Annotated in this window: 19 protein-coding genes; 4 read left to right on the top strand and 15 right to left on the bottom strand. The window is 59.7% G+C overall.

Annotated elements, in window-relative coordinates; all coding sequences use genetic code 11:
• Positions 1-175: 175 nt before the first annotated feature.
• A complete protein-coding gene (locus tag AC56LW_RS19445; protein ID WP_499636901.1) occupies positions 176-1,141 on the bottom strand; it encodes a beta-1,6-N-acetylglucosaminyltransferase in 966 nt (321 codons plus the stop codon).
• Between the two features lie 413 nt (positions 1,142-1,554).
• On the opposite strand from AC56LW_RS19445, the gene AC56LW_RS19440 reads away from it, so the two are divergent.
• Positions 1,555-2,997 carry a discoidin domain-containing protein gene (locus tag AC56LW_RS19440; protein ID WP_499636900.1) on the top strand — a complete coding sequence of 481 codons (1,443 nt, stop codon included), beginning with the start codon at positions 1,555-1,557 and terminating at the stop codon, positions 2,995-2,997.
• 166 nt (positions 2,998-3,163) lie between these two features.
• Here the strand turns inward: AC56LW_RS19440 and AC56LW_RS19435 are convergent, their stop codons facing one another.
• The 9 genes from AC56LW_RS19435 to AC56LW_RS19395 form a co-directional block, all read right to left on the bottom strand.
• On the bottom strand, positions 3,164-4,369 hold the full coding sequence (locus tag AC56LW_RS19435; RefSeq protein ID WP_499636899.1) for a glycosyltransferase: 1,206 nt from the start codon (positions 4,367-4,369) through the stop codon (positions 3,164-3,166).
• Positions 4,366-5,763 carry an O-antigen ligase family protein gene (locus AC56LW_RS19430; protein ID WP_499636898.1) on the bottom strand — a complete coding sequence of 466 codons (1,398 nt, stop codon included), beginning with the start codon at positions 5,761-5,763 and terminating at the stop codon, positions 4,366-4,368. Before AC56LW_RS19430 ends, AC56LW_RS19435 begins: the two co-directional genes overlap by 4 nt.
• A gap of 34 nt (positions 5,764-5,797) precedes the next feature.
• Complete coding sequence (locus AC56LW_RS19425) at positions 5,798-6,871, bottom strand: glycosyltransferase family 2 protein (RefSeq protein WP_499636897.1); 1,074 nt, start codon at positions 6,869-6,871, stop codon at positions 5,798-5,800.
• On the bottom strand, positions 6,858-7,817 hold the full coding sequence (locus tag AC56LW_RS19420; protein ID WP_499636895.1) for a beta-1,6-N-acetylglucosaminyltransferase: 960 nt from the start codon (positions 7,815-7,817) through the stop codon (positions 6,858-6,860). The genes AC56LW_RS19425 and AC56LW_RS19420 overlap by 14 nt, the downstream gene beginning before the upstream one ends.
• A gap of 2 nt (positions 7,818-7,819) precedes the next feature.
• Positions 7,820-8,725: a chain length determinant protein tyrosine kinase EpsG gene (gene epsG / locus AC56LW_RS19415; protein ID WP_332532731.1), complete on the bottom strand. Its 906-nt coding sequence runs from the start codon at positions 8,723-8,725 to the stop codon at positions 7,820-7,822.
• 15 nt (positions 8,726-8,740) lie between these two features.
• Complete coding sequence (epsF, locus tag AC56LW_RS19410) at positions 8,741-10,183, bottom strand: chain length determinant protein EpsF (RefSeq protein WP_499636893.1); 1,443 nt, start codon at positions 10,181-10,183, stop codon at positions 8,741-8,743.
• Between the two features lie 63 nt (positions 10,184-10,246).
• Entirely contained in the window at positions 10,247-11,035 is a 789-nt protein-coding gene (gene epsE / locus AC56LW_RS19405) for a polysaccharide export protein EpsE (protein WP_499636891.1), read from the bottom strand.
• 108 nt (positions 11,036-11,143) lie between these two features.
• On the bottom strand, positions 11,144-12,373 hold the full coding sequence (gene epsL / locus AC56LW_RS19400) for an XrtB/PEP-CTERM-associated polysaccharide biosynthesis outer membrane protein EpsL (protein WP_499636889.1): 1,230 nt from the start codon (positions 12,371-12,373) through the stop codon (positions 11,144-11,146).
• Positions 12,374-12,714: 341 nt separating this feature from the next.
• On the bottom strand, positions 12,715-14,220 hold the full coding sequence (locus tag AC56LW_RS19395) for an undecaprenyl-phosphate glucose phosphotransferase (RefSeq protein WP_499636887.1): 1,506 nt from the start codon (positions 14,218-14,220) through the stop codon (positions 12,715-12,717).
• A gap of 830 nt (positions 14,221-15,050) precedes the next feature.
• Between AC56LW_RS19395 and AC56LW_RS19390 the strand changes: the two genes are divergently transcribed.
• The 3 genes from AC56LW_RS19390 (at position 15,051) to AC56LW_RS19380 (ending at position 18,660) form a co-directional block, all read left to right on the top strand.
• A complete protein-coding gene (locus tag AC56LW_RS19390) occupies positions 15,051-15,566 on the top strand; it encodes a dihydrofolate reductase (protein WP_499636885.1) in 516 nt (171 codons plus the stop codon).
• Positions 15,563-16,198, top strand: coding sequence for a DUF4337 domain-containing protein (locus tag AC56LW_RS19385; RefSeq protein WP_332532737.1), 636 nt, complete (start codon positions 15,563-15,565; stop codon positions 16,196-16,198). Before AC56LW_RS19390 ends, AC56LW_RS19385 begins: the two co-directional genes overlap by 4 nt.
• A 203-nt stretch (positions 16,199-16,401) precedes the next feature.
• Positions 16,402-18,660: an arginine/lysine/ornithine decarboxylase gene (locus AC56LW_RS19380; RefSeq protein ID WP_183551936.1), complete on the top strand. Its 2,259-nt coding sequence runs from the start codon at positions 16,402-16,404 to the stop codon at positions 18,658-18,660.
• An 85-nt stretch (positions 18,661-18,745) separates the two neighbouring features.
• Here AC56LW_RS19380 and AC56LW_RS19375 read toward each other — a convergent pair whose 3' ends face one another.
• The 5 genes from AC56LW_RS19375 to AC56LW_RS19355 form a co-directional block, all read right to left on the bottom strand.
• A complete protein-coding gene (locus AC56LW_RS19375; protein WP_499636883.1) occupies positions 18,746-20,254 on the bottom strand; it encodes an alpha/beta hydrolase in 1,509 nt (502 codons plus the stop codon).
• Between the two features lie 253 nt (positions 20,255-20,507).
• The gene (dcd, locus tag AC56LW_RS19370) at positions 20,508-21,074 is read right to left on the bottom strand and encodes a dCTP deaminase (RefSeq protein WP_332532740.1); all 567 of its coding nucleotides are present in this window, start codon (positions 21,072-21,074) and stop codon (positions 20,508-20,510) included.
• An 82-nt stretch (positions 21,075-21,156) separates the two neighbouring features.
• A complete protein-coding gene (locus AC56LW_RS19365; protein ID WP_499636881.1) occupies positions 21,157-21,966 on the bottom strand; it encodes an alpha/beta fold hydrolase in 810 nt (269 codons plus the stop codon).
• 113 nt (positions 21,967-22,079) lie between these two features.
• Positions 22,080-22,991 carry a dioxygenase family protein gene (locus AC56LW_RS19360; protein WP_499636879.1) on the bottom strand — a complete coding sequence of 304 codons (912 nt, stop codon included), beginning with the start codon at positions 22,989-22,991 and terminating at the stop codon, positions 22,080-22,082.
• Positions 22,988-23,530: a Spy/CpxP family protein refolding chaperone gene (locus AC56LW_RS19355; RefSeq protein ID WP_499636877.1), complete on the bottom strand. Its 543-nt coding sequence runs from the start codon at positions 23,528-23,530 to the stop codon at positions 22,988-22,990. The genes AC56LW_RS19360 and AC56LW_RS19355 overlap by 4 nt, the downstream gene beginning before the upstream one ends.
• Positions 23,531-23,532 lie beyond the last annotated feature (2 nt).

The raw sequence follows: 23,532 nt of genomic DNA, 5'->3' as shown, positions 1-23,532 counted from the left end.
TCACAACGATCAACAGTCGAGGCATGTTTCATCCAGGAATCTTGTCTAATTTTACACGTTCTGAACAAACGCGTATTCCGCTCACGCATTTGGCCGCGGGAGTTCATTCGAATCGCTCTTCGCAGTCGGAAGCCAGCGTGCATGACGCACTGTGCCCTCGCAACACAGCGCCTGATCACGACAACGAAGGCAGTGGTCGCGCCGCCGACGTCGACTCGCACTCTGCCAGCGCGAAAGTCGACAGCGCGACATTGCATAATTGCCTATCCATCAACCGCACCAGCTCACCATCACCATCATTGAATTTGCGCGCGAATATCATTGGTCCGCCACCGTAGACGTTTTCTTCACTAAACCGCCGAGTGGAAAGGAAGTAGTCCACATGGCTGATCGACATGTTGGCAGGACTGGCGCCACCAGCGCTCCAGTCGGTATAAGTCAAGTTCCGTCTAACGTGGGCCAAGAATGGCGAGTTTCCCAAAATCGTGTGCAGGAATGTCTCATCAGCGTACTGCGTACCTTTGAAGAACTGCACCAGTGCCGGATTACGATCTTCGAATTGGAGCAGATAATCGCAAGCAGCCCTCGTGAGTGCCCACCAGGTCGAGCCACCATATGGCGTCAGGTTGCCCAGTGCGCGCTGAAGATTACGTTGACGGGGCATGATGCGTACCTTGAGCAGGACGCGTATTGCCAGGCTTTGCAGCAGTGACAGTGTTGGGCGCACCTTGTAGGTCGTCAGGCGTGCCAATGGCTTACCCGCCGCCTTGCACGGCATCGGCACCATGCTGATAAATTCAACAGTGCGATGAGCTGCGAAGAAGGCGTTGATGTCCGCCGTCGGCCATAGCGGGTAATCGACGCCGCTGAGTAATACAAAGCGATCGAAGTTGCCTGCTGCGCAGGCAGTTTTCATCAAGCTAAGAATCGCCTCCACCTGAGAAAAGTCACCCCAATGGACCGCGACCGTCTCATCCCGTGGTAACACCCTGACATCGTCCGACTGCAGATGAATGAACGCGTTGAGATCCGTTTTCTTGTCCACATGTACAAAGAACATTGCCCCATCTGACCGCAGGCGATTAATCAATCGCTGCAGGTGCAAGGGATTGCCGTGCACTAGTAGCAAATATGCGATCACGCCGCTTCGGATATTAGTGTCATTTATTGTCATTACGTTGAAGCCGTTTTAAAAGCGTTGCGGGAGAGTGTCATTACTGCTCCGCCAGCATGTCATTACTAAATACATGCAACCTACCGTTACCGATTGGTAACGGTAATTTGAATACCGTCCATACCAAGAATTCCATCTAGTCACTTATTTCAGGCCTCGAATTTAAATGGGTAAAACGTCTAGCCAAGATCATTACGAATAGCCGGGAATTGAGTTTACCTCAACAGTCTTAACAATAAAGCCTCATTACGCACCATTACTGTGCGGAATTGTTTTCTTAAACCAACGGTTCTCCAAATTTCACACAAATATGTTCTTTGGGTGAAATTTTATTCCCTATATGCATTAAGATTTCCACTGGTCACTAATTCAACGAGTAAATGATGAACAATTTTCAACAAAGTCCAATTCTGAAACGCATACATGCTTACAGCGGCATGACGCTTGTTGCTGCCGCGCTCGGGATTGGAAATGTAAATGCGCAATCCATCAATCTTGCAGCAAACAGACCTGCCATGGCGTCTTCGTTTCAGACGAGCACCATGGTGCCTGCAAGTGTCGTTGACGGTGATCCGAAAACGCGTTGGTCGTCAACATTTTCCAATACAGAGTGGATCCAAATCGACCTCGGCTCGGTACAGAGTTTTAACAGCGTCCTGCTTGATTGGGAAACAGCGTTCGCCCGCGCATACAGCCTTCAAGTATCCACCAATGGCAGTGCCTGGACGACCGTGTTCAGTACGAAGACTGGCCTCGGTGGCGCAGAGAGAATTGACTTCCCCGCCACAAACGCACGTTTCGTGCGCATGGTGGGTACGCAACGCGCAACGAACTGGGGCTACTCGCTGATCGAGTTCAAAGTTTCGAACGAACCGAAGCGCACCGTGGTTGCGGCTGTCAATCCACTTCCGACCGATGCGATCTTTGCGCCGACGAGCTTCTGGTACCAAGTAATTCCCACGAACGTTACCCTTCACCCCAACTCGGCAATGTTCACGGCTGATGTCGAGCGTCAGATCAAAGCGTATTACGGCAATGTCACCATCAACACCACTTCCTACGCAAGCCCGGTATATGTAGCGCCGGCGAATACCCCTACAGCCGCAGTGCGATTCTGGGATTGTCAGAACAAACGGTACACCGACCCGGGCCTGGTACAGCAGTGGTCTGCCGTTCCCATGCCAACCCACGCGCAACCGGCAGTTGGCACCGACAGCGAGATGACGGTATATCAGCCATCCACCGATACCATTTGGGAGTTCTGGCTGACCCGCAATCAAGGCGGCGTGTGGCAAGCGTGCTGGGGCGGTCGTCTTCAAAACGCCTCCAAGAGCAGCGGTATCTTCCCAGGAAGTTACGGCACCACCGCAACCGGCTTGCCATTTCTCGGCGGTCAAATCACTGCTGAAGAGCTCCAGCGGGGTGAAATTCGCCACGCAATCGGCATCTCGCTGGTTGAACTTGCGAGCTGGAACGTCTTCTCTTGGCCGGCACAACGTTCTGATGGCCACAACCCGAACAACGTACCAAACCGTATCGCCGAAGGTCAACGTTTCCGCCTCGACCCAAGCATCAATGTCGACGCACTCAATATTCACCCGGTTGCCAAGACGATTGCCAGGGCAGCACAAAAATATGGTTTCGTGGTCTGGGACAAAGCTGGATCGGTCAGTCTGCGCGCGCAGAATCCAAAATCGTACACTGCCCTCGGCCAGCCAAATCCGTACAATGCCCTGTTTAACGGCACAGCCGAATACAACGTGCTGAAAGGCTTTCCCTGGAATCGCCTGCAATTCCTTCCAATGAATTACGGCAAGCCCTGATTGCTGATACTGCCCCCCTGTAAGACCCACCCGTCAACACGCTGTACACCATGAACGGGAGCGTTTCACTTAAAGCGACCTCCTGCCCCCCCGGGAGGTCGCTTCACGTTCGCCACAAAAACCAACGGTACTCAGCACCGCATTTTTGCACGATGAAATGCCGCCATCAGGCCAACGTGGCGTTGATCAAACGCGACAGCTTGGCTGCCTCGGTATCGATCGCGTGGCGTTCCAGCACACGGCGATAGCCGGCTTCGCCCATCGCCTGCAGCTGTTCGGGTGAGGTGGACAGGCAGACTTCCAGCATCTTGGAAAGCTCGTCCACATCTCCGGCCGGAAACAACCAACCCGTCTCTCCGGTCCGTACCAGTTCCGGAATGCCAGCGATGAATGTTGAAAGTACCGGGCGGCGCAGCGCCATTGCTTCCATCACGACCACAGGCAAGCCTTCAGCAAAGCTTGGCAGCACCAGGGCACGTGCTGACAGCATTTCCTCACGTACCCTGTCTCCATCGATCCAGCCTGTGATGCTGATGTGATCCTGCAAGCCGGACTCGGCGATCAAGGCTTCGATCGCCGGGCGCATCTCGCCGTCTCCGGCGAGCACCAGGTGAATCGCCAGGCCTCTGGCAACGACTGCCTTCACCGCGTGTACGAGCAACATCTGCCCCTTCTGCTCGCACAGACGACCGACACAGACCAATCGTGGCGCAGCGGGAATCGGGCGCACAGGCACCGCATGGAAATCTGGATCGATGCCGCAATGAACCACTTGCACCTTCGGCCAGTCCGTTGCGGCTGCCCAGCGGAACAGCTGGCTGCGGCCGAATGAGCTGACGCCGACGACGAATGCCGAACGGCGAATTTTTTCCGCCAGCCACAGGAATTCCGGCTTGTCGAACTCTTCCGGACCGTGCACGGTAAAACTGTAGCACGGACCGCCAAGAATACTGGCGAGCATCGCCACCTCAGTTGAGTTGGTGCCGAAGTGAGCATGCAGATGGCGCGCGCCATGGGCCGCCATCCAGGGCACGATCCGGCATGCTTCCGCCAAGTAAATCAGGTGCAGAGGCAGTGGCCGGTCGGACCGCATGCCGATCTTGCATGCCAATACCAGTGCCTTGAGCAGACGCCCCGGCCGCGTGAGCGCCATGCGCACGACGTCCATGCCCATGGCGAATGCTCCATCCTGCAGGACGTAACGGGTAACGGCGCGTTCGCGCACGTCTTCTTCATCGCGCAGTTCGTCGGCCCAACCTCTCATCGCCAATCTTTGCACTTCGTAACCTTGACGCTCCAACGCAAGAATCTCGCGTCGGATAAAACTGTGACTAATTTTGGGATACTGGTTCACCAAATATGCAATCTTCATGCTCGGCCTTCATTGACGGACCCGCTGTTGCGGTCCAGGGAATACAGGTGCACGAGCGAGCAGGCTGCGCCCACCGTGAACCAGAAGTACCAGTTAAACACCAGATAACGGAACATGTTGTCGGAGTAGGAAACTATCAAATATTGAACCACCACTGCCAGCAGGAGAAAGCCGGATACGCGGTCCATACGGGCGAACGACCTCAGCGTCCAAAGAACGCGTGCATATAGCCACAAGTAGCACGCCAAGCCGATCACTCCCGTTTCGAAAAGAAATTGAACATACACATTGTGGGCATCCCATCTGACCGTTCGGTCCATCGGGAAAAACGTTCCCGCAAAATGACCGAACCCATCCAATCCGTAGCCGTAGATCAACCTCATTGGCTCCATCCACCCGATTGCCGCTTTCCAGAGCAACTGGCGCCAAGCAAAGGAATTCAGTGGTGCATAGCGGACCACTTCATTACCCTGATTCAAGTCCATCAAACGATCCTGAATGGACGGAACGAACACGACGACGAGTGGCAATACGAGCAAGTACAGCAGGTATTTACGCTCGAAAAACAATGCGTACAGTACGAAGATCAACAAACAGGACAGCCAAGCGCTGCGAGTCTGGGTCAGCAGTAGTTGAATCAGCAACAGCGGCAGATAACAGCAAACCACCACGCGGCCAGTCGGCGTGATGTTGAAAAGCGGGCTCTTGAGCATGTACAAGCACAGAACCAGCATCAGCGCGACATAGAAGGCCAGAATGTTCGGGTGTGTAAAGGTAGATTCCAGACGGAAGCTGCTTGTACCCACATTCAGTGCGATATCGACGAATGCATATAGCGTGGGGATTGCCGACGACCACAGCACCAGCCGAATGGCTTTGTTGAAGTCGTCGATGGAGCGCACCATGTAGACGGCAATGATAAACATCGCAAAATTGGACAGGATGCCGAGGTATTGTTTGACCGCATTTGCTTTCTCATAAGAGATCACAACGCCAATGGCCATCATGACCAATACCGGGAACCAGAACCGCGCCAGTTTGGTCGGGAATTCCTTGGGCTTCTCCATCACAAGCATGCAGGTAATCAGGATAACGACGAGGTTGATGAGCCCGCCAATACCCATGCGAGTATCACCGATACCAACTTGCGTCGACTCCAGGACACGGTCTCCAACGGAACGGAACAGGAGAATCAGTATCAACAGCTTTTTATAGTCGTACACCAGCAGCACGCCAAGCAGCAACACAGCAGGCAAGGCAACGAGGCGACCAGGATGATCTCCCACGGCATCGGTAAACACAGGAATGGCTGCGCCGATCAAGAGGCACAATATGACAATCGCCGCCATGAGCCATACTGGCGCCTGAAACGGATTTTTGATCCGGGCACCCATTATTTGTGAGCCATAAACGAGTTAATAGATATCATCAAGCCAATTCTGGGGCGACACTGAGTCGGCGCTTGCCGGGCAGGCGCCGGATTAGCCAGCCACGAACCGCGCTCCAGTCATTCGTTTCCGGAACATGCGCAGTACGAAAACGGTTGTAACGCCATAGCAGCGCCGCCCCATTTCGGGTCGAGATCGTCTTGCGATAAGAGAGCTCGCGCTCCAACTCGACAGATGGGCCGAAGCCGCGGCGCAGGGCATCGGCCATCCTGGCGTATTCGACATCAAAATTCATTTGGCCGCCGACGTCGAACAGGATGCCGCCATGGTTGCAGAACGGCGCCGGGTCGAACCAGGGAATGTCGTGCATCGCGCAGAACGAACGCGTCAACGAGCGCGAAATTGCCAGAGACATCTCCATCTGTTCGACGTAGCGGGCGGCGCTGACGTTGTTGCCGTGCCAGCGGTAGCGAAGCAGCTTTTGCGGCAGGTTCGTCACCTTACCCATGACCGCCAACTGCCCGAACAAGAAGTAATCCTCGGCCAGCCCTGGCACCTCGAGGCGCTGGTGCTCGGGAAGAACCTTCAGCATGTCGACTCCGTAGCGCACACCAAGCTTCCGGACCTCGTCGAAGCGCAGCGCCGCCGCGGGATGGATGACGGGATTGCGGAATAGGCTCGCGACGCTGACGCGCGCGCTGCCTACCGGAACGCTCATGTCCCCGATCTTGTTACCTGCGGCGTCGATCACATCCGCCTGTCCGCCAACGGCGGCGCAGTCCGGTCGTGCTTCGAACGCAGCCAGCGTCACCGCCATGCGCTCAGGCAAGCAGATGTCGTCGGCATCATGTCTCATCACAAACTCGCAATCTGCAATGTCAAGGCCGCAGTTCAGCAGGCCGGACAAACCTTGTGCATGCGGGAACGAATGCAATTGGATACGCGGATCGCGTGCATGATAAGCCTCGGCCATCTCGCGGCTGCCATCGGTCGAGCCATGGTCCAGCACGAGCAGCCGCCAATCGGTGAAGGTTTGAGCACGAACGCTGTCGATGGCTTCAGCCAAAAACGCTTTCCCGTTTTTCACGGGCAGCAAAATATCAAATCTGGCCATTCTGGACCCTATATGTCGCCTCGTCCGGACGAGCGCCTGGATGGGCGTGGCGTTGCACCGCAAAGCCATCGATGGCGTCGAGCACGGTGGCCGGCGAGTTGGATGACTTGCGCGCGAAGAGCACTTCGCGCTTCTCGTTGGGGCAGTTGTTGTTGACTGAATCGAGAATGACCGGTTCTGCAAACGTCGGCAAATGACTGGCGTCGATCAGCTCGGGGCCGGTTTTCCCCGGCATCCAGTCGGTATACGTCAAACTATGGCTGATGCTGGCCCTGAACCGCGAATTCCAAAGGATGACCTGAAAATAAAATTCATCGGGACAGTCGACGAACTTGCAGAATCGGTAGATCGCCGGCTGGTTTGCCGTGACATCGAGCACGTGCTGTACTGCCTCACCGCTCAGGCACCACCACTGCGATCCAGTGACCAGCTCCTTGCCCTCGAATACTGTCTTGTAGTCGCGCAGCGGAAAAATGCGGTTGAGGACGCGCTGCAGCGGCCAGCGCAGGCGCGCCAGCGGCTTGCCCTTGCGTATCCACAGGCGCGTAATCCGTTCGATCGGCTTGTTATACGTCACGTCCGGCAGTGGAAATACCTCAATGAATTCTGTGCCGCGATGGCGTGCGAGGAAGGCGTCGATGTAGCCGGGGGTCTGCAGCGGGTAGCAAGCGCCGCTGAGCAGCACGAAGCGCTCGAAGGTATGCGATGCGGACATCGCTACCTTCATCAATTCGAGCGTGGCCTCGACGAGTGACATATCGCCCCATGCGCCATTGATGCGGCGCGTGCAGAACGTCACCGCCGGCGCCAGGGAAGCGAAATGGCTCTGATCCGCCTTGGCGTCGATGTGTACAAAAAACGCGACGCCTGGCGCCGTCAGACGCTGCACCAGCCGCTCCAGATGCGCCGGACGGTCGTGCGCCAGAATCAAATAGGCAATCCGCACCGTCAATACTCGTTAAGAACGGTTCCCACCAGATGCACGCGGGCATCGCCCAATAGGGCGACTAGCTCGCGCATCTTTTTCAGTTGGCTTTGGTCCTGATGCGCAACGATCACGGCTGCCCCGGCGCGGCTGGCGATGAGCTGAGCATCGGAGTACATTTCGCCGGATGGGGTGTCGATCAAAATCACGTCATAGTCAGCAGCCAATTCGCGCAGCAGGCGCCCGAATGACGGGAGACCCAGCAATTCCGAAGGATTCGGCGGCAGCGCACCGGTGGTCAGAACCGACAGGTCTGCCAGCGCAGGGACACGCTGAATAGCGTCCCTGCCGCTGCGGCCAGCCAGCATGGCCGACAGGCCGTCGCGGTTTTCCAGTGCGAACAGCGTGTGCTGACGCGGTGAACGCAAGTCGGCGTCGATCAAGAGCGTGCGCTGATGCTGCTGCGAAAACACCACAGCCAGGTTCGCCGCGAGAAAACTCCGGCCATCGCCGGATTCGGCGCTCGTGATTGCAAGGGCGCGGCGGTCGGCCCCCGTGTCGAACCAGCGCCACATCAGCTGGTTACGTAACGCGCGTAGCGATTCAACGCGAGCGGTGAATGGCTCGTAAGCGGCGATGACGTCTGCACTGATGGCGCTCTCCCCCGGCAGAAGGTAATCGTAGTCGTACTGGTGCGACAGCGCCAACTCGATGTCGGCGGCCGTGAGCACGCCCATTTCAACGGCGGCGTCGCCAAAGCGCATATTGCGCGCCAACGAAAAACGCATCACCTTGTCGGCATCGAGCGCCGATAGACGGCCACTGCGGATCAAGATGGCGCCGATGGAATCGTCTGTATGGCGGCTGGCCGGGCGCTCATCGCGGCCCGGATCAGTAACGAATGCTTCGGGTGGGTTGGTGGAATTCATAATCAACGCTCCATGCTATACATTAGGCCGAGGCGCCGGGATTGCCGAGCGCCCCAGTTTGCCCGCGCGACCGCTGCCCGACGATCCTGGGGATACGTTCCTGCGGGATGCTGCACGGGGCTTCTTGATCACGCCGAGCAGCGGCAGATCGAACGCGCTGACCAGATGCGACGCCGATCGCACGCGCGCGTCCAGCAGTTCCAGGACCAGGACAGCACCCAGGCCAAGAACGGTGCCGACGACGAGCGCCAGGGCAATACTCAGCAACAGACGTGGACCAGATGCATGCAGCGGCGGCGTGGCCGCCGTCAGCACGGCGATATCGGCCTGCTTGGACTCGCCTTCCAGACTGATCAGGTTCAGGCGGGCACTTGCCGACTCGTAAGCGCGGCGCGCATTTTCCACTTCGTTGGTCAACAGGTTGAAGGAATCGCGCGCGCCGTTCAGGGTTTGCACTTTCGCCTTCTGCGCCGCCACTGCGGCGCGTAATTCGCCTTCACGGCGCTGGCTGATGTCGGCGGAAGCGATGACGCTGCCGGACGAGATGCGCATCTGCGCCTGCAAGTTCGAGCGCAGTTTGTCCACTTCCGATTTGGCGGCCATGTATTGAGGATGATTCGGCGACAAACGCTGTGCGGTGTCGGCAAACTTGGCTTCGGCCAGCGACAGGCTGCCTTGAAGATTCTGGATCAACGGATTGTTCATCACGTCGGGCGAATTGCCGGCGTTGTTTTCAACCTGCCGGCGGCGTGAATCTGCATCCATGCTCTGGCTCTGGACCGTGACGAGCTGGTTCGACAGTTCGTTCAGACGTGTCGTCTCAACATCCAGTCGGTTGTCAGCGCTGTAAATGTCGTTGTCCTTCTGGTACTTGGACAGACGCGCCTGTGCCGTTTCATAGCGGTCGCGCAGGGTCTTGATCTGGGACGTAATGTAACCGCTGGCCCGTTGCACCGGATCGGTCTTGAGCTGCACACTGACGTCGAGATACGCGTTCGCAAAGGCATTGGCCACCATCGACACATATTGCGGATCAGTGCCGCGAACGTTGATCGTCAAGACACTGCTCTCGCGTGCTGGCACCACGTCCAGGCTACCTAGCAGCGACTCGGCCAGCCAGTCGCGCAGGGTACCACGCCCGCCAGTCGCCGCCTCGAAATTGGCTTGCACGCCGGGGCCGCTGGCCAGTTTGAGATCATCGACGACTTTTAGAGCGACACTCTTGCTTCGGATGATATCGACTTGGGTCGCAATATATCCAGGCATCAGCTGTGCTGGCGCGCTCAGCCCGGTTACCGGATCGACTCCCTTGTAATTGACGACCATCGACACGCCTGCCACGTACTTCTTGGGCTGGATCAGACTGATCACCACCGCGCCAAGAATAGTCATGGCCAGCGTGAGCAGGATGATCTTGTAGCGGGCGCGCAAGGCGAGTAACAACACAGTTGGATTCATGATGGCTTTCAAAACATGCAATGGAGCGCGCGCGGCGCGCTCCGGGACTGAATGACATTGGGCTTAGAACAAACTTTCCTTGACGTACACGACATCGTCAGGCTTCAACAGGTCATCGCCCCTGACATCAATGGTCTGCAGCTTGCCAAATTCGTCGCGGCGCTTGATGCGCAGGCCGCGCTCGGTACCGCGCGGGGTCAGGCCGCCGCCGGCCGACAGCGCCTGCAGAACAGTCATCTGACGCTCAAGGCGCAGCATGCCCGGTCTCTGGACTTCGCCGTAGATGTAGAAGCGCGGCGCACGCTCCACGAAGATCGTGTCGCCACCCTGCACATCCAGATTCGATGCCATATCAGTATTACGGACCAGTTCCGCTGTATCGACCTGCTCCTTGTAAATTTTGCCGTCACGCGTGCGCACCACAGTCACGATGTCGCCACCATCAATGCCGATGCCGCCGGCAAGCGCCAGCAAGTCAAGTACAGTGCGGCGACCTTCGATGGGATAGCGACCGGCGTTCTTGACCTGACCGAGTACCGATACCTGCTGGCTGGTCAGCGCCGTGATCAGGAGGTTGACTTGCGGCTTCTTCACGAAGCCGCCGCGCTCCAGCATGGAGGCAATTTTCGCTTCTGCAGCGGCGCTCGACAATCCACCAACGGCAACTTGCCCCACCAGCGGTACGGTGATGAAGCCCGACTCACTGACACGTGTCTCCACGCCCAGATCAGGATTGCCAAACACGGAAATCTTGACGACGTCGCCGCCGCCGAGCACCATTTCATCGGCACGTGCCGCTCCCATGCTCCACGCCAGAACGACAGCGAACATACCAAGCAAGATTCGTTTCATATTGAGCTCATTTCATTTACAAAAGTGTCGATAGTGCAATTCGGATTGGTGGTTCATGCCAGGTCATGGCGTACAAGCTTGATGCCGCGCTTCCATCCCTGTCATCGGTCAATGAAATTGCAGGACAGCGCTCAGCGAGGCGCCGTTGGCCTTGTAGCTGTTCGTGCCGGCTGCAAGACTACCATTGCGCTGGTCGCGGAATACACTCGCCTTCACCGTGATGTTACGCAGCGGCTTGTAGACAAGTCCCACGGAGGCTGTATCACGGCTGTCGCTAGCCAACGGGGACGCCATCACCTGGGCCGTCCCGGTATAGGGTGTAAATTCGCGCGTTTCGGTCTTCCAATCCACCTCACCATTGATTTTTGCGGAGAATTCCCAGGTCACGAGCGCACTCGCGCCCTTCGTCAATGCGCTGTCGATAAGGGCGCCGTCAATGGCGGTAAATTCACGCCAGCCTTGGGCGACGACTTTCACGCGACTTGCTGGTGACCAGTTGATAACCATGCGTGCATTCGTCCCGCTGTCATCACGATCGAACGCTGATTCTTGCTTGCGTTTCACCCACCCGCCGAGAAACGAGACCTGCGTGCTGCCTGTCGCCATCCACAGCACGTTGATCTTTGCCTCATCCTGGACATAGCCATTGATCAAGGAGCCCACGCCGCCAGCCATCACCGCGTTGGGATAATTTCCTTGCAAACGGCGCAACTGGAACCCGGCTGTACTGCCACTGCGCGCCAGATAGTCCACACCTGCTACCCAGGAATTCTCGACGCGATCACTGGCGCGCTGCGAGGCCAGCTCATAGGAGTTCTCCTCTTTCGAGACCTCACCACGCAACTGCCAGCTCGGATGAAACTGCCATCGACCGTCCGCATAACGCCTCTTGCTGATCCGCAGATTGCGCTGGACGACGTCAAAATCGGCAAACGACGCCAGCTCTTGCCGGTAATAGCCGCCGACATGGCCATCGAAACGTGATGCAACGAACCAGTGCCAGTCACCGCGGATGTCTTTGCGGAGATAGTCCAGCTGGCTATTGCGATCAAATTTCACGGACGCGAAGTCTGCAACGCCGCTGAACAACTGACGACTGACAGGACGCTCAAAACGCACGCCACCGCCGGCACTCCGGTAAGTGTCGGAACGCGCACCCGACCGTGCCGATTCATCGTCCGACGCGCGAAACAGGTTATCGTCATGTTGTATACGGGCAGTGACGAACGGCTGCAGAGTGCCCGACACTGCCGGCATGCTGGACAGGGAATAAATCAGCGCTATGCAACCCGCCCCTGTCAGCCTGGAACACAGGCGGCTGACTGGCAGCCGTCGCATTGCTCGCGTTGCGACGGACTCAACATGACGTTCGCAGATTCGCAGTAAGTACAAGAAGAATCCAATCCCAAATAATATGTTTCACGCTTCTTCCCGCTCGCTTGCAAAACATGCACGCCGTGCACTTTCAAACAGTGTCCAAAGACTGAATGAGCCCAACGGGCAAACATGTCTTTTTATCAGGATAAGTTGCAATTCTACTACATAACAGGACTGACACGTGTTCGTTACGCGCGCTTGGCAACGACGGGTTGGGAGCTCAGTCCGGCCTTGATCGAACCGGCGCGGCCGGGGTCGAGACAGACCTGGCAGAATCACGCGCTCCCCATCCACGGCACATGTCAATACGCCGTCTTGTGGAACCAGACGGAAAATGCCGTCATGACGAGGATCTTCAAATCCAGTGCGAGTGACCAGTGCTCTATATAGTGCAGGTCGTGCTCGACACGGCGCTGCATCTTGTCCAGCGTATCGGTCTCTCCACGAAATCCGTTCACTTGCGCCCAACCTGTGATGCCTGGCTTGACGTTGTGACGCGCGTAGTATTCCGAAATGATTGCGCCGAATTCCAGGTTGTGCTTGATCGCATGGGGCCGCGGACCGACGATCGACATATGCCCGAACAACACATTGAAAAGCTGTGGCAGCTCGTCCAGGCTGCTGCGGCGCAGGAAGCTGCCGACACGCGTGACCCGGCTGTCGAAACGCGTTGCCTGCTTGACTTCCGCGCTGGCGCAGTCGTCGAACTTCATGGAGCGGAACTTCCAGACTTCGAATTCCTGATTGTTGAAACCATGGCGCCGCTGCTTGAATATGACCGGGCCGGGACTGTCGAACTTGATCGCGAGAGCGATGATTGCCAACACGGGGCTGACCAGGGCGAGCAGTATGCTGGAGATCACGAGGTCTTCGATCCGCTTCAGACGGCCCATCTGCTCACCGATGCGGCTGTTGGCGATCGTCAGGACTGGAACGCCTGCCAAGCGTTCCATATTAATGGACGGGAATTGCCAGACGACGTTGTTGGGCACCAGGTCAATCCTGACAGGCACTGTGCGCAGTTTCTTGAGCAACGCTTCGACACGCTCGGTCGCGAGCCAGGGTAGCGCTACCACGACACGGTCAACGGGATTTGTGCGGATGTAATCGAGCATCGTGCATGTCGAACCCAGCATGTGCTGGCGCAGCGATTCCGGAATGCCCCGCTCGACGCGGTCGTCGAACACGCCCAGCACGCGGATGTTCGCGTGGCTGTTTCGCTTGATCGCATTGACAATCAGTTCAGCGCGCTCGTTGGCGCCGACGACGATGATCGACTCGTCGAGCATGTTTGCCAAGCGCGCACGGTAAATCATCCGTGTGAGGATGAGGCGATTTGCAAGCAGCAGCACGAACCAGGCGCAGGCACTGGTTGCTACCCAGACGCGCGAAAACTCCGGCAAGGTACCGGACAGGTAGCCGACGATCATGATCAGCGAAAGACCACCGAAGAAGCCCAGACTCAACTTACTCAGGAGGGCATTGAGTGACAGGATCTCGCGCTCGCGATAGGCCTGCGCGCAGTGCAGCGACACAATGATGACGAGCGTGCTCAGGTAAATAAAGAGGTGGCCAGCCGTCGTCAGTCTGGCATCGAAGCCGAACCGTACGAAGAAGCCGCCAAAGCCGGCGAGCAGCAGGACGGCGATGTCGGCGATCTTAAGCAGATTGATGAAGAACGGCAGCCAGTACCGAGCCGACGATTGCGCACTACTCTTCTTGAGCAGTGACCCAAGTTCGCCAGCGGCATCCAGCGATCGATGTTTATCGTGTTCGCCAACAACGGTAGCAGGGTCGAGGTTTTTCATCGTGACAGATCCAATCATCATGAATTGAATAAGGTGCGCAAATTTCAGCCAGCAGGTATGTCATCTTGCGAGCACCTACTGAGAACGCTTGCGACCACGATAACGGCGCAAAGAGCTGCTTGCGCAGATGTCTCAGCTACCGGATACCGCTCCTTTGCGGCCGCAGAGGCTGGATTTGCGTCCCTATCCAATTGTTTGCTGCAGCGCCGCGAAACGCGTACCACTCAAAAATAAGAAAATGAAACCGACTTCATCAAGGACTAAAGCAAAATTATGTTTGCATCATTTGATGCACATCAATAACATAAATAGACTATATGCTAATTAAGCTTCAAAGTCATTAGTTTTGACGCGACGCAGCAAAATATATAAATTACAACTAGCAACGTAAATTTCCCCTTCGCAAACCATCCTCGTTTCGCGTCCACGTGCTGTTCTCGACAGGCAACCTGGATAGTCGATAAAGGGCGTTTACCCGGGGTTTCACATTGCAAAGACATGCGCACCATGCGCTGCTTGCGCCCGGTGCCAACCTGGCGCTGACATTACCCCGGCACTCGGGGACGGTACATACTGCTTACTTTTTATTACTGTTTTCCCGACGCAGCCTGCATGCCCGGACTGGGCGATCAATCGCGAGCCGCTTGATATGGTTTTCCCTCCCGGCGACGCCAACCTGTTGTCAGTACAGCGCATACCGTGCAGATTGCTGCACCTGCTGTCGATTAACGGTATAAATATTGGTATGATGCAAGGTCTTGATTCCTTCAGACACCACAGGACCCTCTGATGCCAGTTTCCAACGCCGCGACCGTCACGCGCCCCCTGCCATGACCGCGCACCTGACCCTGGTAGTTGCCATCGACCGGGACAATGGCATCGGTATCGACAACCGCATGCCATGGCACCTGCCGCACGACCTCGCACACTTCAAACGCGTCACGCTCGGCAAACCGGTGATCATGGGCCGCAAGACGTTCGACTCGATCGGCCGCCCGCTGCCGGGCCGGCGCAATATCGTCATTACGCGCAATGCCGACTGGTCGCATGACGGCGCCGAGCGCGCCCCATCGCTCGATGCCGCCATCGCGCTGCTGGACGGTGCGCCAGCCAGCATCATCGGGGGCGCGCAGATCTTCAATGCCGCAATCGACCAGGCCGACGCCATGATCGTCACGCACATCGATCACCGCTTCACCTGCGACACGTTCTTCCCGCCGATCGACCCTGCCGTGTGGATAGAGACCGCGCGCGAGACGCACCATCAGCCGCAGCGCGACGACGCGCCCGGATTCGATTACGCCTACGTCACTTACCAGCGCAGCGCCAGCAAGGGCGCGCCATGAGCAGCGCGCTCCGCCCCCCTGGTTCGCGCGGCGGTGACGGCTTCGCCGGCCGCGTCGCTGTCCTGATCGCGGTGCTGGCCACGATCGGTACGCTGTTTGCCTTTCTCGGCACCTCGTCTCACAACGACGCGAGCCTGTTCAAGACGACGGCTGCAATGGAAAAGACCAGTGCGGCCAACGCCTGGGCCCATTACCAGGCCAAGTCGAGCCGCCAGAATCTGGCCGAACTGGCCGCCACGCTGCCCGGCGTCGATGCTGGCCGCTACACCCAGCAGGCCGAGCGCTATCGCCTCGAGAAAGACGTGATCCGCAAGGAAGCAGAGCGCTGGGAGGCGTCGTCGCGCGACTGGAACCGGCGCTCCGAAGAAGCGCTGCACCGCCAGCGCCAGTGGGCGGCAGCGTCGGTGGCGCAGCAGATCGCAATTTCACTGGCCGCGATCACGCTGCTGGCGCGCCGCACGTGGCTGCTGACGCTGACCGGCGCCGTCGCCACCTTCGGCATCACGCTCGGTCTGTTCGCGTTTCTGGAAGGGACTACGACGGCATTGTCGCCCGTGCCGCTGGGCGCGGCGCTGGCTGCCGCGCTGCTGACCGAGGGGGTTAGGCGCGCCGGGCGCCATCTGGACAGCTAGGGTGCGACACTGAACTGCGTGAGTGGTTAATGTAGCAAACAAGCTGGCATCGATGCTGGCAAAAAAACCTCACCGGAGCCCGCAATTTCTGCGAAAATCCGCTACTCATTTTCTACGGTGCCGTGCGCGGCGGCCCTGCTCCACTTCGGAATGATCCGGGATGGCGCGGCCGCTCCCCACGGCGCTTCGCTTTGGAGCTGTCCATGAAATTTCGTTTCCCCATCGTCATCATCGACGAGGACTTCCGCTCGGAGAACACCTCCGGCCTTGGCATTCGCGCCCTCGCGGCGGCGATGGAACAAGAAGGCATGGAGGTCGTTGGCGTGACCAGCTATGGCGATCTGTCCCAGTTCGCCCAGCAGCAGTCGCGCGCATCGGCATTCGTGCTGTCGATCGATGACGAGGAATTCGGCAGCGGCTCGCTGGAAGACACCGATTCGGCGCTGGTCGGCCTGCGCGCCTTCGTCAAGGAAATCCGCCACAAGAACGCGGACATCCCGATCTATATCTATGGCGAAACCCGCACCAGCCGCCACATCCCGAACGATGTGCTCAAGGAGCTGCACGGCTTCATTCACATGTTCGAAGACACGCCCGAATTCGTCGCGCGTCACATCATCCGCGAAGCCAAGGCGTATCTGGACAGCCTGGCGCCGCCATTCTTCCGCGCGCTGGTGAACTACGCCTACGACGGTTCGTATTCATGGCATTGCCCTGGCCACTCGGGCGGCGTTGCCTTCCTGAAGTCGCCGATCGGCCAGATGTTCCACCAGTTCTTCGGTGAGAACATGCTGCGCGCCGACGTCTGCAACGCGGTCGAGGAACTCGGCCAGCTACTGGACCACACGGGCCCGATCGCCAAGTCCGAACGCAACGCCGCGCGCATCTATGGCGCCGACCATTGCTACTTCGTGACCAACGGCACCTCGACCTCGAACAAGATGGTCTGGCACTCGACCGTCGCGCCGGGCGACATCGTCGTCGTCGACCGCAACTGCCACAAGTCGATCCTGCACTCGATCATCATGTGCGGCGCGATTCCCGTGTTCCTGATGCCAACCCGGAACAACCTGGGCATCATCGGTCCGATCCCGCTGTCCGAATTCACGCCCGAATCGATCGCCCGCAAGATCGAAGCCAATCCGTTTGCCCGCGAAGCCGTCAACAAGAAGCCGCGCATCCTGACCATCACCCAGTCGACCTACGACGGCGTGGTCTACAACGTCGAGACGCTGCGCGAAATGCTGGACGGTAAAATCGACACGCTGCACTTCGACGAAGCGTGGCTGCCGCACGCGACGTTCCACGACTTCTACAAGAACATGCACGCGATCGGCCAGAACCGTCCGCGCGCGAAAGAGTCGATGATCTTCTCGACGCAGTCGACGCACAAGCTGCTGGCCGGCCTGTCACAGGCTTCGCAAGTGCTGGTGCGCGAATCGCAGTCGGTCAAGCTCGACCAGGATGCGTTCAATGAAGCGTACCTGATGCACACGTCGACCTCGCCGCAGTACTCGATCATCGCTTCGTGCGACGTCGCCGCTGCGATGATGGAAGCGCCAGGCGGCACCGCGCTGGTCGAAGAGTCGATCCTGGAAGCGCTGGACTTCCGCCGCGCGATGAAGAAGGTCGACCAGGACTTCGGCACCGACTGGTGGTTCCAGGTCTGGGGTCCCGACAAGTTCTCGGAAGAAGGCATCGGCACGCAGGACGACTGGATGATCCGCGCCGAAGAATCGTGGCACGGTTTCGGCGACCTGGCACCGGGCTTCAATATGCTCGACCCGATCAAGGCAACCATCGTCACGCCTGGCCTGAACCTGTCGGGCCAGTTCGGCGAGACCGGCATTCCGGCCTCGATCGTCACCAAGTACCTGGCCGAGCACGGCGTCATCATCGAGAAGTGCGGGCTGTATTCGTTCTTCATCATGTTTACGATCGGGATCACCAAGGGCCGCTGGAACACGCTGGTCACGGCGCTGCAGCAGTTCAAGGACGATTACGACCGCAACGCGCAGATGTGGCGTGCGATGCCGCAGTTCGCCGCGGCCAACCCGCGCTACGAAATGCACGGCCTGCGCGACCTGTGCACCGAGATCCACACGTTCTACAAGTCGCACGACGTGGCGCGCCTGACGACCGAGATGTACCTGTCAGACATGATCCCGGCGATGAAGCCGTCGGACGCATTCGCGCACATGGCACACCGCAAGATCGAGCGCGTGGCGATCGACGAACTCGAGGGCCGCATCACTGCGATCCTGCTGACGCCGTACCCGCCGGGAATTCCGCTCCTGATCCCGGGCGAGCGCTTCAACCGCACGATCGTCGATTACCTGCGCTTTGCACGTGACTTCAACGAGCGCTTCCCGGGCTTCGAGACCGATGTGCACGGCCTGGTCAAGCGTGAAGTCGATGGCAAGCGCGGCTACTTCGTCGACTGCGTGCAGCAGGACGACTGATCCCGCAGACTGCGCCGTCAGGCCAGCCAGCCAGTCAAGACAACGCCAGCCAATCGGCTGGCGTTGTTGCATCAAGCGTGCGTGTTCAGCGCGGCGCGCACTGCGGCAACGCGGCCCGCGTGGCCAGCAACGCACGGCTGTCGTCCACCGACGGCGTGTTGTCGGTGAATTTGCAGCCGTACTGCGGATCGGCCACGATGGACGGCGTCAGCACGTCGTCACCCTCGGGCTTGACGCCCTGCTGCTCCCATTTGACCATCGCGTCGAACGCGGATGCCTGTTCGGCGATCGTGAAGTCGCAGTGGGCGATCCCGCGGATGGCGCGCTGGACCAGCAGGTTCGACGTGCCCAGCGCATCGGCGCGGCGCTTGTAGATCTGCTCCATCTTGAACGGCACGTACAGGTCGCCCAGCGTGTGGATGGTCACCACCGGCACGGTGATCCGGGCGTTCGTCTTCGGCACCCAGCGCAAACCGTCGCGGCGCAGCCGGTTCGCACCCGGTGTGGCAGGCACGCGGAAGATGCTCGCATTGTAGGCGACCTCGTCGGCGCTGATGGCAGGGTCGGCATCGAACTGGAAGAAGATGTCATTGGTCGTCACGACGTCATCGAGAAGGATGCCCTGCATCTTGCCGTCGCGCCCGAACGTGCCCCAGACCGTGGCCTGGTACGCGCTGGCATAAGCATAGTCGAACAGTGGACGCGTGCCGCCGCTGAGGCTGGCAACGATCTGCTTCAATCGCAGGCCTTGCGCGGTCGGCACGGCCGGCGCGGTCGGTGTGCTGCCTCCCGGGAAGCTGGAGAACATCTTCGCCCGCACCTGCGGGCCGATGCTCGCCCAGTCGGCCGGCGGCCAGCGCGTGGCCGGCATGCCGGCCTCCACCATGGCGGCAGTCTGATAGGCGGCAAAATAATCGTAGAGCTCCGTGTCGCCCAGCACGCCGCACATCGGCACCGCACCGTGATAGCGGATCTTGTTGATGGCCGTCTCGATGTTTTCCTCATCCACCGCAGCCGCCGTGACATGGCCACCCATCGAATTACCAATGATGTACGTTTTGCTCGGCGCTGCCAGCGTGCGGCCGTTCTTGCCGGCGATGTCACGGAAAGCCAGCGCCAGCGCGTTCGTGTCTTCGACGCCGGCGCGCACGTCGTAGTAGTTCGTGCTGTAGCTCGATGCGGCCCACGCATAGCCCTGGCTGATCAGGTGGCGGCGCAGCGCTGGCGGCGCCACTTCCAGCGCCGGGCCCGTGCCGCCATAGCCGTGGGCGTACATGACCAGCATGCCGTTCCAGTTTTTCGGCACTTCGATCTGGTAACCGGCCTTGTTCAGCACGCCCCACCAGCGGTCGGTCTCCGGCGCATTCGCCATGCTGTTAAATGGCAGGTTGCTTTCGATGACCGCATAGGTGCGCCCGTCTTGTGGGCGCAGTCGTTCGGGCTGGATCGCAACCGGCGGCGTGGTCGCCAGCGGCGGTGCGCCGGCATCGTCGTCGTCTCCACCACAGGCGGACAGCGCCAGGACGGCGATGAGTGACGGTACCACCCGCGCGGCAATGCGCCGGGACGTGCAGGGTACAAGCTGCGTTTTCATCAACACTGTCTCCATGATTTTAGTTTTGCACAGCGAAACCAAAAATCACTGTGTGATTTATTGTAGATCGAAACAGCGCGCGCAGGCGTGCCCGGGACGCGCAGGGTGCAGACAGATGGGGGATGCGGCTTGGCGGTGACGGGGCGGCAGCGCAGGCCTGACCGGGTGTCAGGCCCGTGGAGTACGGGGCATGTGTGGCCGCCTTGCGGCGGTCAGTCTGCCCCGACCGAATACAGAATGGTGGTGCAGTTGCTCAGGCTTTCGGCAGTGTCACGCCGATCTGGCCCTGGTACTTGCCGTCACGGTCCTTGTACGACGTTTCGCAGACTTCATCGCTTTCGAAGAACAGCACCTGCGCGCAACCTTCGCCCGCGTAGATCTTCGCGGGCAGCGGCGTCGTGTTCGAGAACTCGAGCGTCACGTAGCCTTCCCATTCGGGTTCGAACGGGGTGACATTGACGATGATGCCGCAGCGCGCGTAGGTCGATTTGCCCAGACAGATCGTCAGCACGTTGCGCGGGATGCGGAAGTATTCGATCGTGCGCGCCAGCGCGAACGAATTCGGCGGGATGATGCAGACGTCGCTCTTGATGTCGACGAACGAGTTCGAGTCGAAATTCTTCGGGTCGACGATCGTGCTGTTGATGTTGGTGAAGACCTTGAATTCATCGGCGCAGCGGATGTCATAGCCGTACGACGAGGTGCCGAACGAGATGATCCGGCGGCCATCCTGCTCGCGCACCTGCTGCGGCTCGAATGGCTCGATCATGCCAGTGCTTTGCGCCATGCGGCGGATCCAGTTGTCGCTCTTGATAGTCATTTGTGGGTTTCCAGCAGGGAGAAAATCACGCGATTTTACGCGAAAAGGCGCTGGCCGTGAGGCTTTGACAACGATTGATTTGTTACCCTGCCGCCTTGGTGCCGCCAAGCAGACGCTTGATCATCGCGTGAACCAGCCGCGCCGTTTCGGCCGGTTTTTCGAGCGGATACAGATGACCGCCTTCGATCATGGCCAGGTGCTCGCCCACCAGCTTGCGCGTGGAGGCGAGTCCTGCCTGCCGCATCTCTTCAGACATGGTGCCGGCGATGAAGCCGACGGGCACCGGGAACGGCGCGCGGATCACGGCGCCCATGTGGTGCGGCAGGGACTGGTAAATGGCGGATTCGACGTCGCGCCGGAAGCGCAGCGTGACGCCGTCGGGATGCGGCGCCAGGCCGTGCTCCATGTAGTCGTCGAGCGCGCCCGGCGCCCAGGCCTGGAAGATCGACTTCGCGTGGAAGTGGCGGTAGGCGGCGTCACGGTCCGGCCAGTGCTCGCGCCGCTTGTACGAAAAGCGCGCCGGCGACAGCCGTGCGCCCCACCCCGCCAGCTTGGCCAGGCGCCAGACCAGCGCGCGCCAGCCGGCCACCACGGGTGAATCGAGCATCACCACACAACGTACCAGATCGGGCCGGCGCCGCGCCGCCATCGTCGACAGCGCGCCGCCCAGCGAATGGCCAACAAGGATCGCCGGCTGGCCGTAGCCTTCGAGGTGCGCGATCAGCTCGTCGGTCAGCGTGTTCCAGCCATCGCCCACCGGGTAGCGCGGATCGTGGCCATGCATGTCCAGCGTGCGCACGTCGTAGTGTTCGGCAAGCTGCGCCAGCAGGCGGTTGTAGGTGCCAGCCGGGTAGCTGTTCCCGTGGGCGAAGTGCAGCAGCGGTTTGGGCATGGTCAGCGATGGTGGTCAGGGATGGTGGCCGGGGATGGTGGCCAAATTATGCGGCCCATTGTAATGGCGTCTCCGGCCCCGGCCCCGATCTTGGGAGCGCGTTTAGAGCGTATTCACCAATTTACGCCAACTGTCAGCGTGGCGCTGTAGCCCTGGCTGGCCGTGCCCGTGACGCTCGCCATCTGCAGCGCCGTGCCGTCGCTGAACACGTTGTCAAGCGCGAAGCTCATCCGCGCCAGATTGCCGATGCTGCTCGCATAGCCGCTGCTGGTATAGGCCTCATTGGCAATCGCCAGCGGGAACGTGAACTGCGATGTCTTGATGCGGTTCGCGGCGTTCGTCGCCTTGGCCAGCGACGGATAGACCTCGAAGTGCACGTGCGGCATGCGCCCGTCATAGCAACCGGGGAAGATGGTCGTGAACGTGACGTAGCCTTCGCTATCGGCTTCCTGCACGCCGCGCAGGTAGTTCTCGCTCACGATGCCGCTGCTGTACATCGAGTACCCCCCTTCGCGCGTGCAGTGCCACAGGTAGACCGCCGCGCCGGCGGCCGCCGCGCAGCCCTGCGCCACGTTCTCGATCTTCAGGCGGATCGTCAGCGGCACACCGGCCGCCACGCCGCTGGCGCCGGCCACGCTGGTCCGGATATCGCTGCGCACGATGCCCGACAGGACCAGCGCATTGGCCACGCCATTGGCATTGCGATTGGTGCCGTCGCCCGGGTAGGGGCCGCCGGTTTCTTCGGGAATCACCGAACACACCGCGCTGCCGCTGCCCGTGCTGGCGGCGCCCGTGGTTGTGGTGGAACTGGACAACCCGAAGCCATCATCGGCGCTGACGCCGCCGCCGCAGCCGGCAAGCGGCAAGACCGCACTGCCCGCGCCGACAAACAGCCAGCGCAGCGACTGGCGCCGGGTGGCTGACCGGGTCAGCATGCGGGCAACGTCGGCAGCGAGGCCCCGGTGGTGGTCAGCGTCGTGGTCGGCGTGCTGCTCGGTGTCTTGATGATGGCGTGCTGCGGTCATTTTCTGCGGTCTCCCTCATGGATATCGTGTTGTTCATGATCGGCTTTGCGGTCCCTGCCACGCGGCGCGTCAAGCTGCGCACGCTGTTGTGGTGTGAGCACTGCCTTGAGCATGGCGCGTGTCTGCAGCCGCAGCAGCTCCTGGTCGGCGATCGCCTGGCCCAGCGCCTGCGCGGCGGCGGATGCTGCGGCCCCGTCGAATTCCGGTGCACGGGCCACCGCGCGCAGCGCCGCGTCGGCCTTGCGCCCGGCAAGGTCCAGCGCGCGCCGCCGGGGCGCCTGGCCGTGCAGGATCGTGAAGACGCGCTCGTTCTGCGCTTCGCTCAGGTTCAGGCCGCGCAGGAATGGCGGCGTGCCGAACGGGCCGGCTTCGCCGTCGCGCTCGTGCCATTGACCGAACGGCGGGCCGTCGCGCCCAGGACCGCCCGGTGGCGGCATCGGCTGGGCCAGGACCGTGGGCGCGGTCAGCAAGCAGACGGAGAACGCCGTCGCGGCGCGCAATCCGGATAGTGTGGGGCGCGGGGAAGCTGGTCGTGTCATCG

This window comes from Telluria sp. LT2P80 (genome assembly GCF_059685955.1).
The sequence above is the reverse complement of the archived record's forward strand: the minus strand, read 5'-3'. Positions and strand labels throughout refer to the sequence as shown.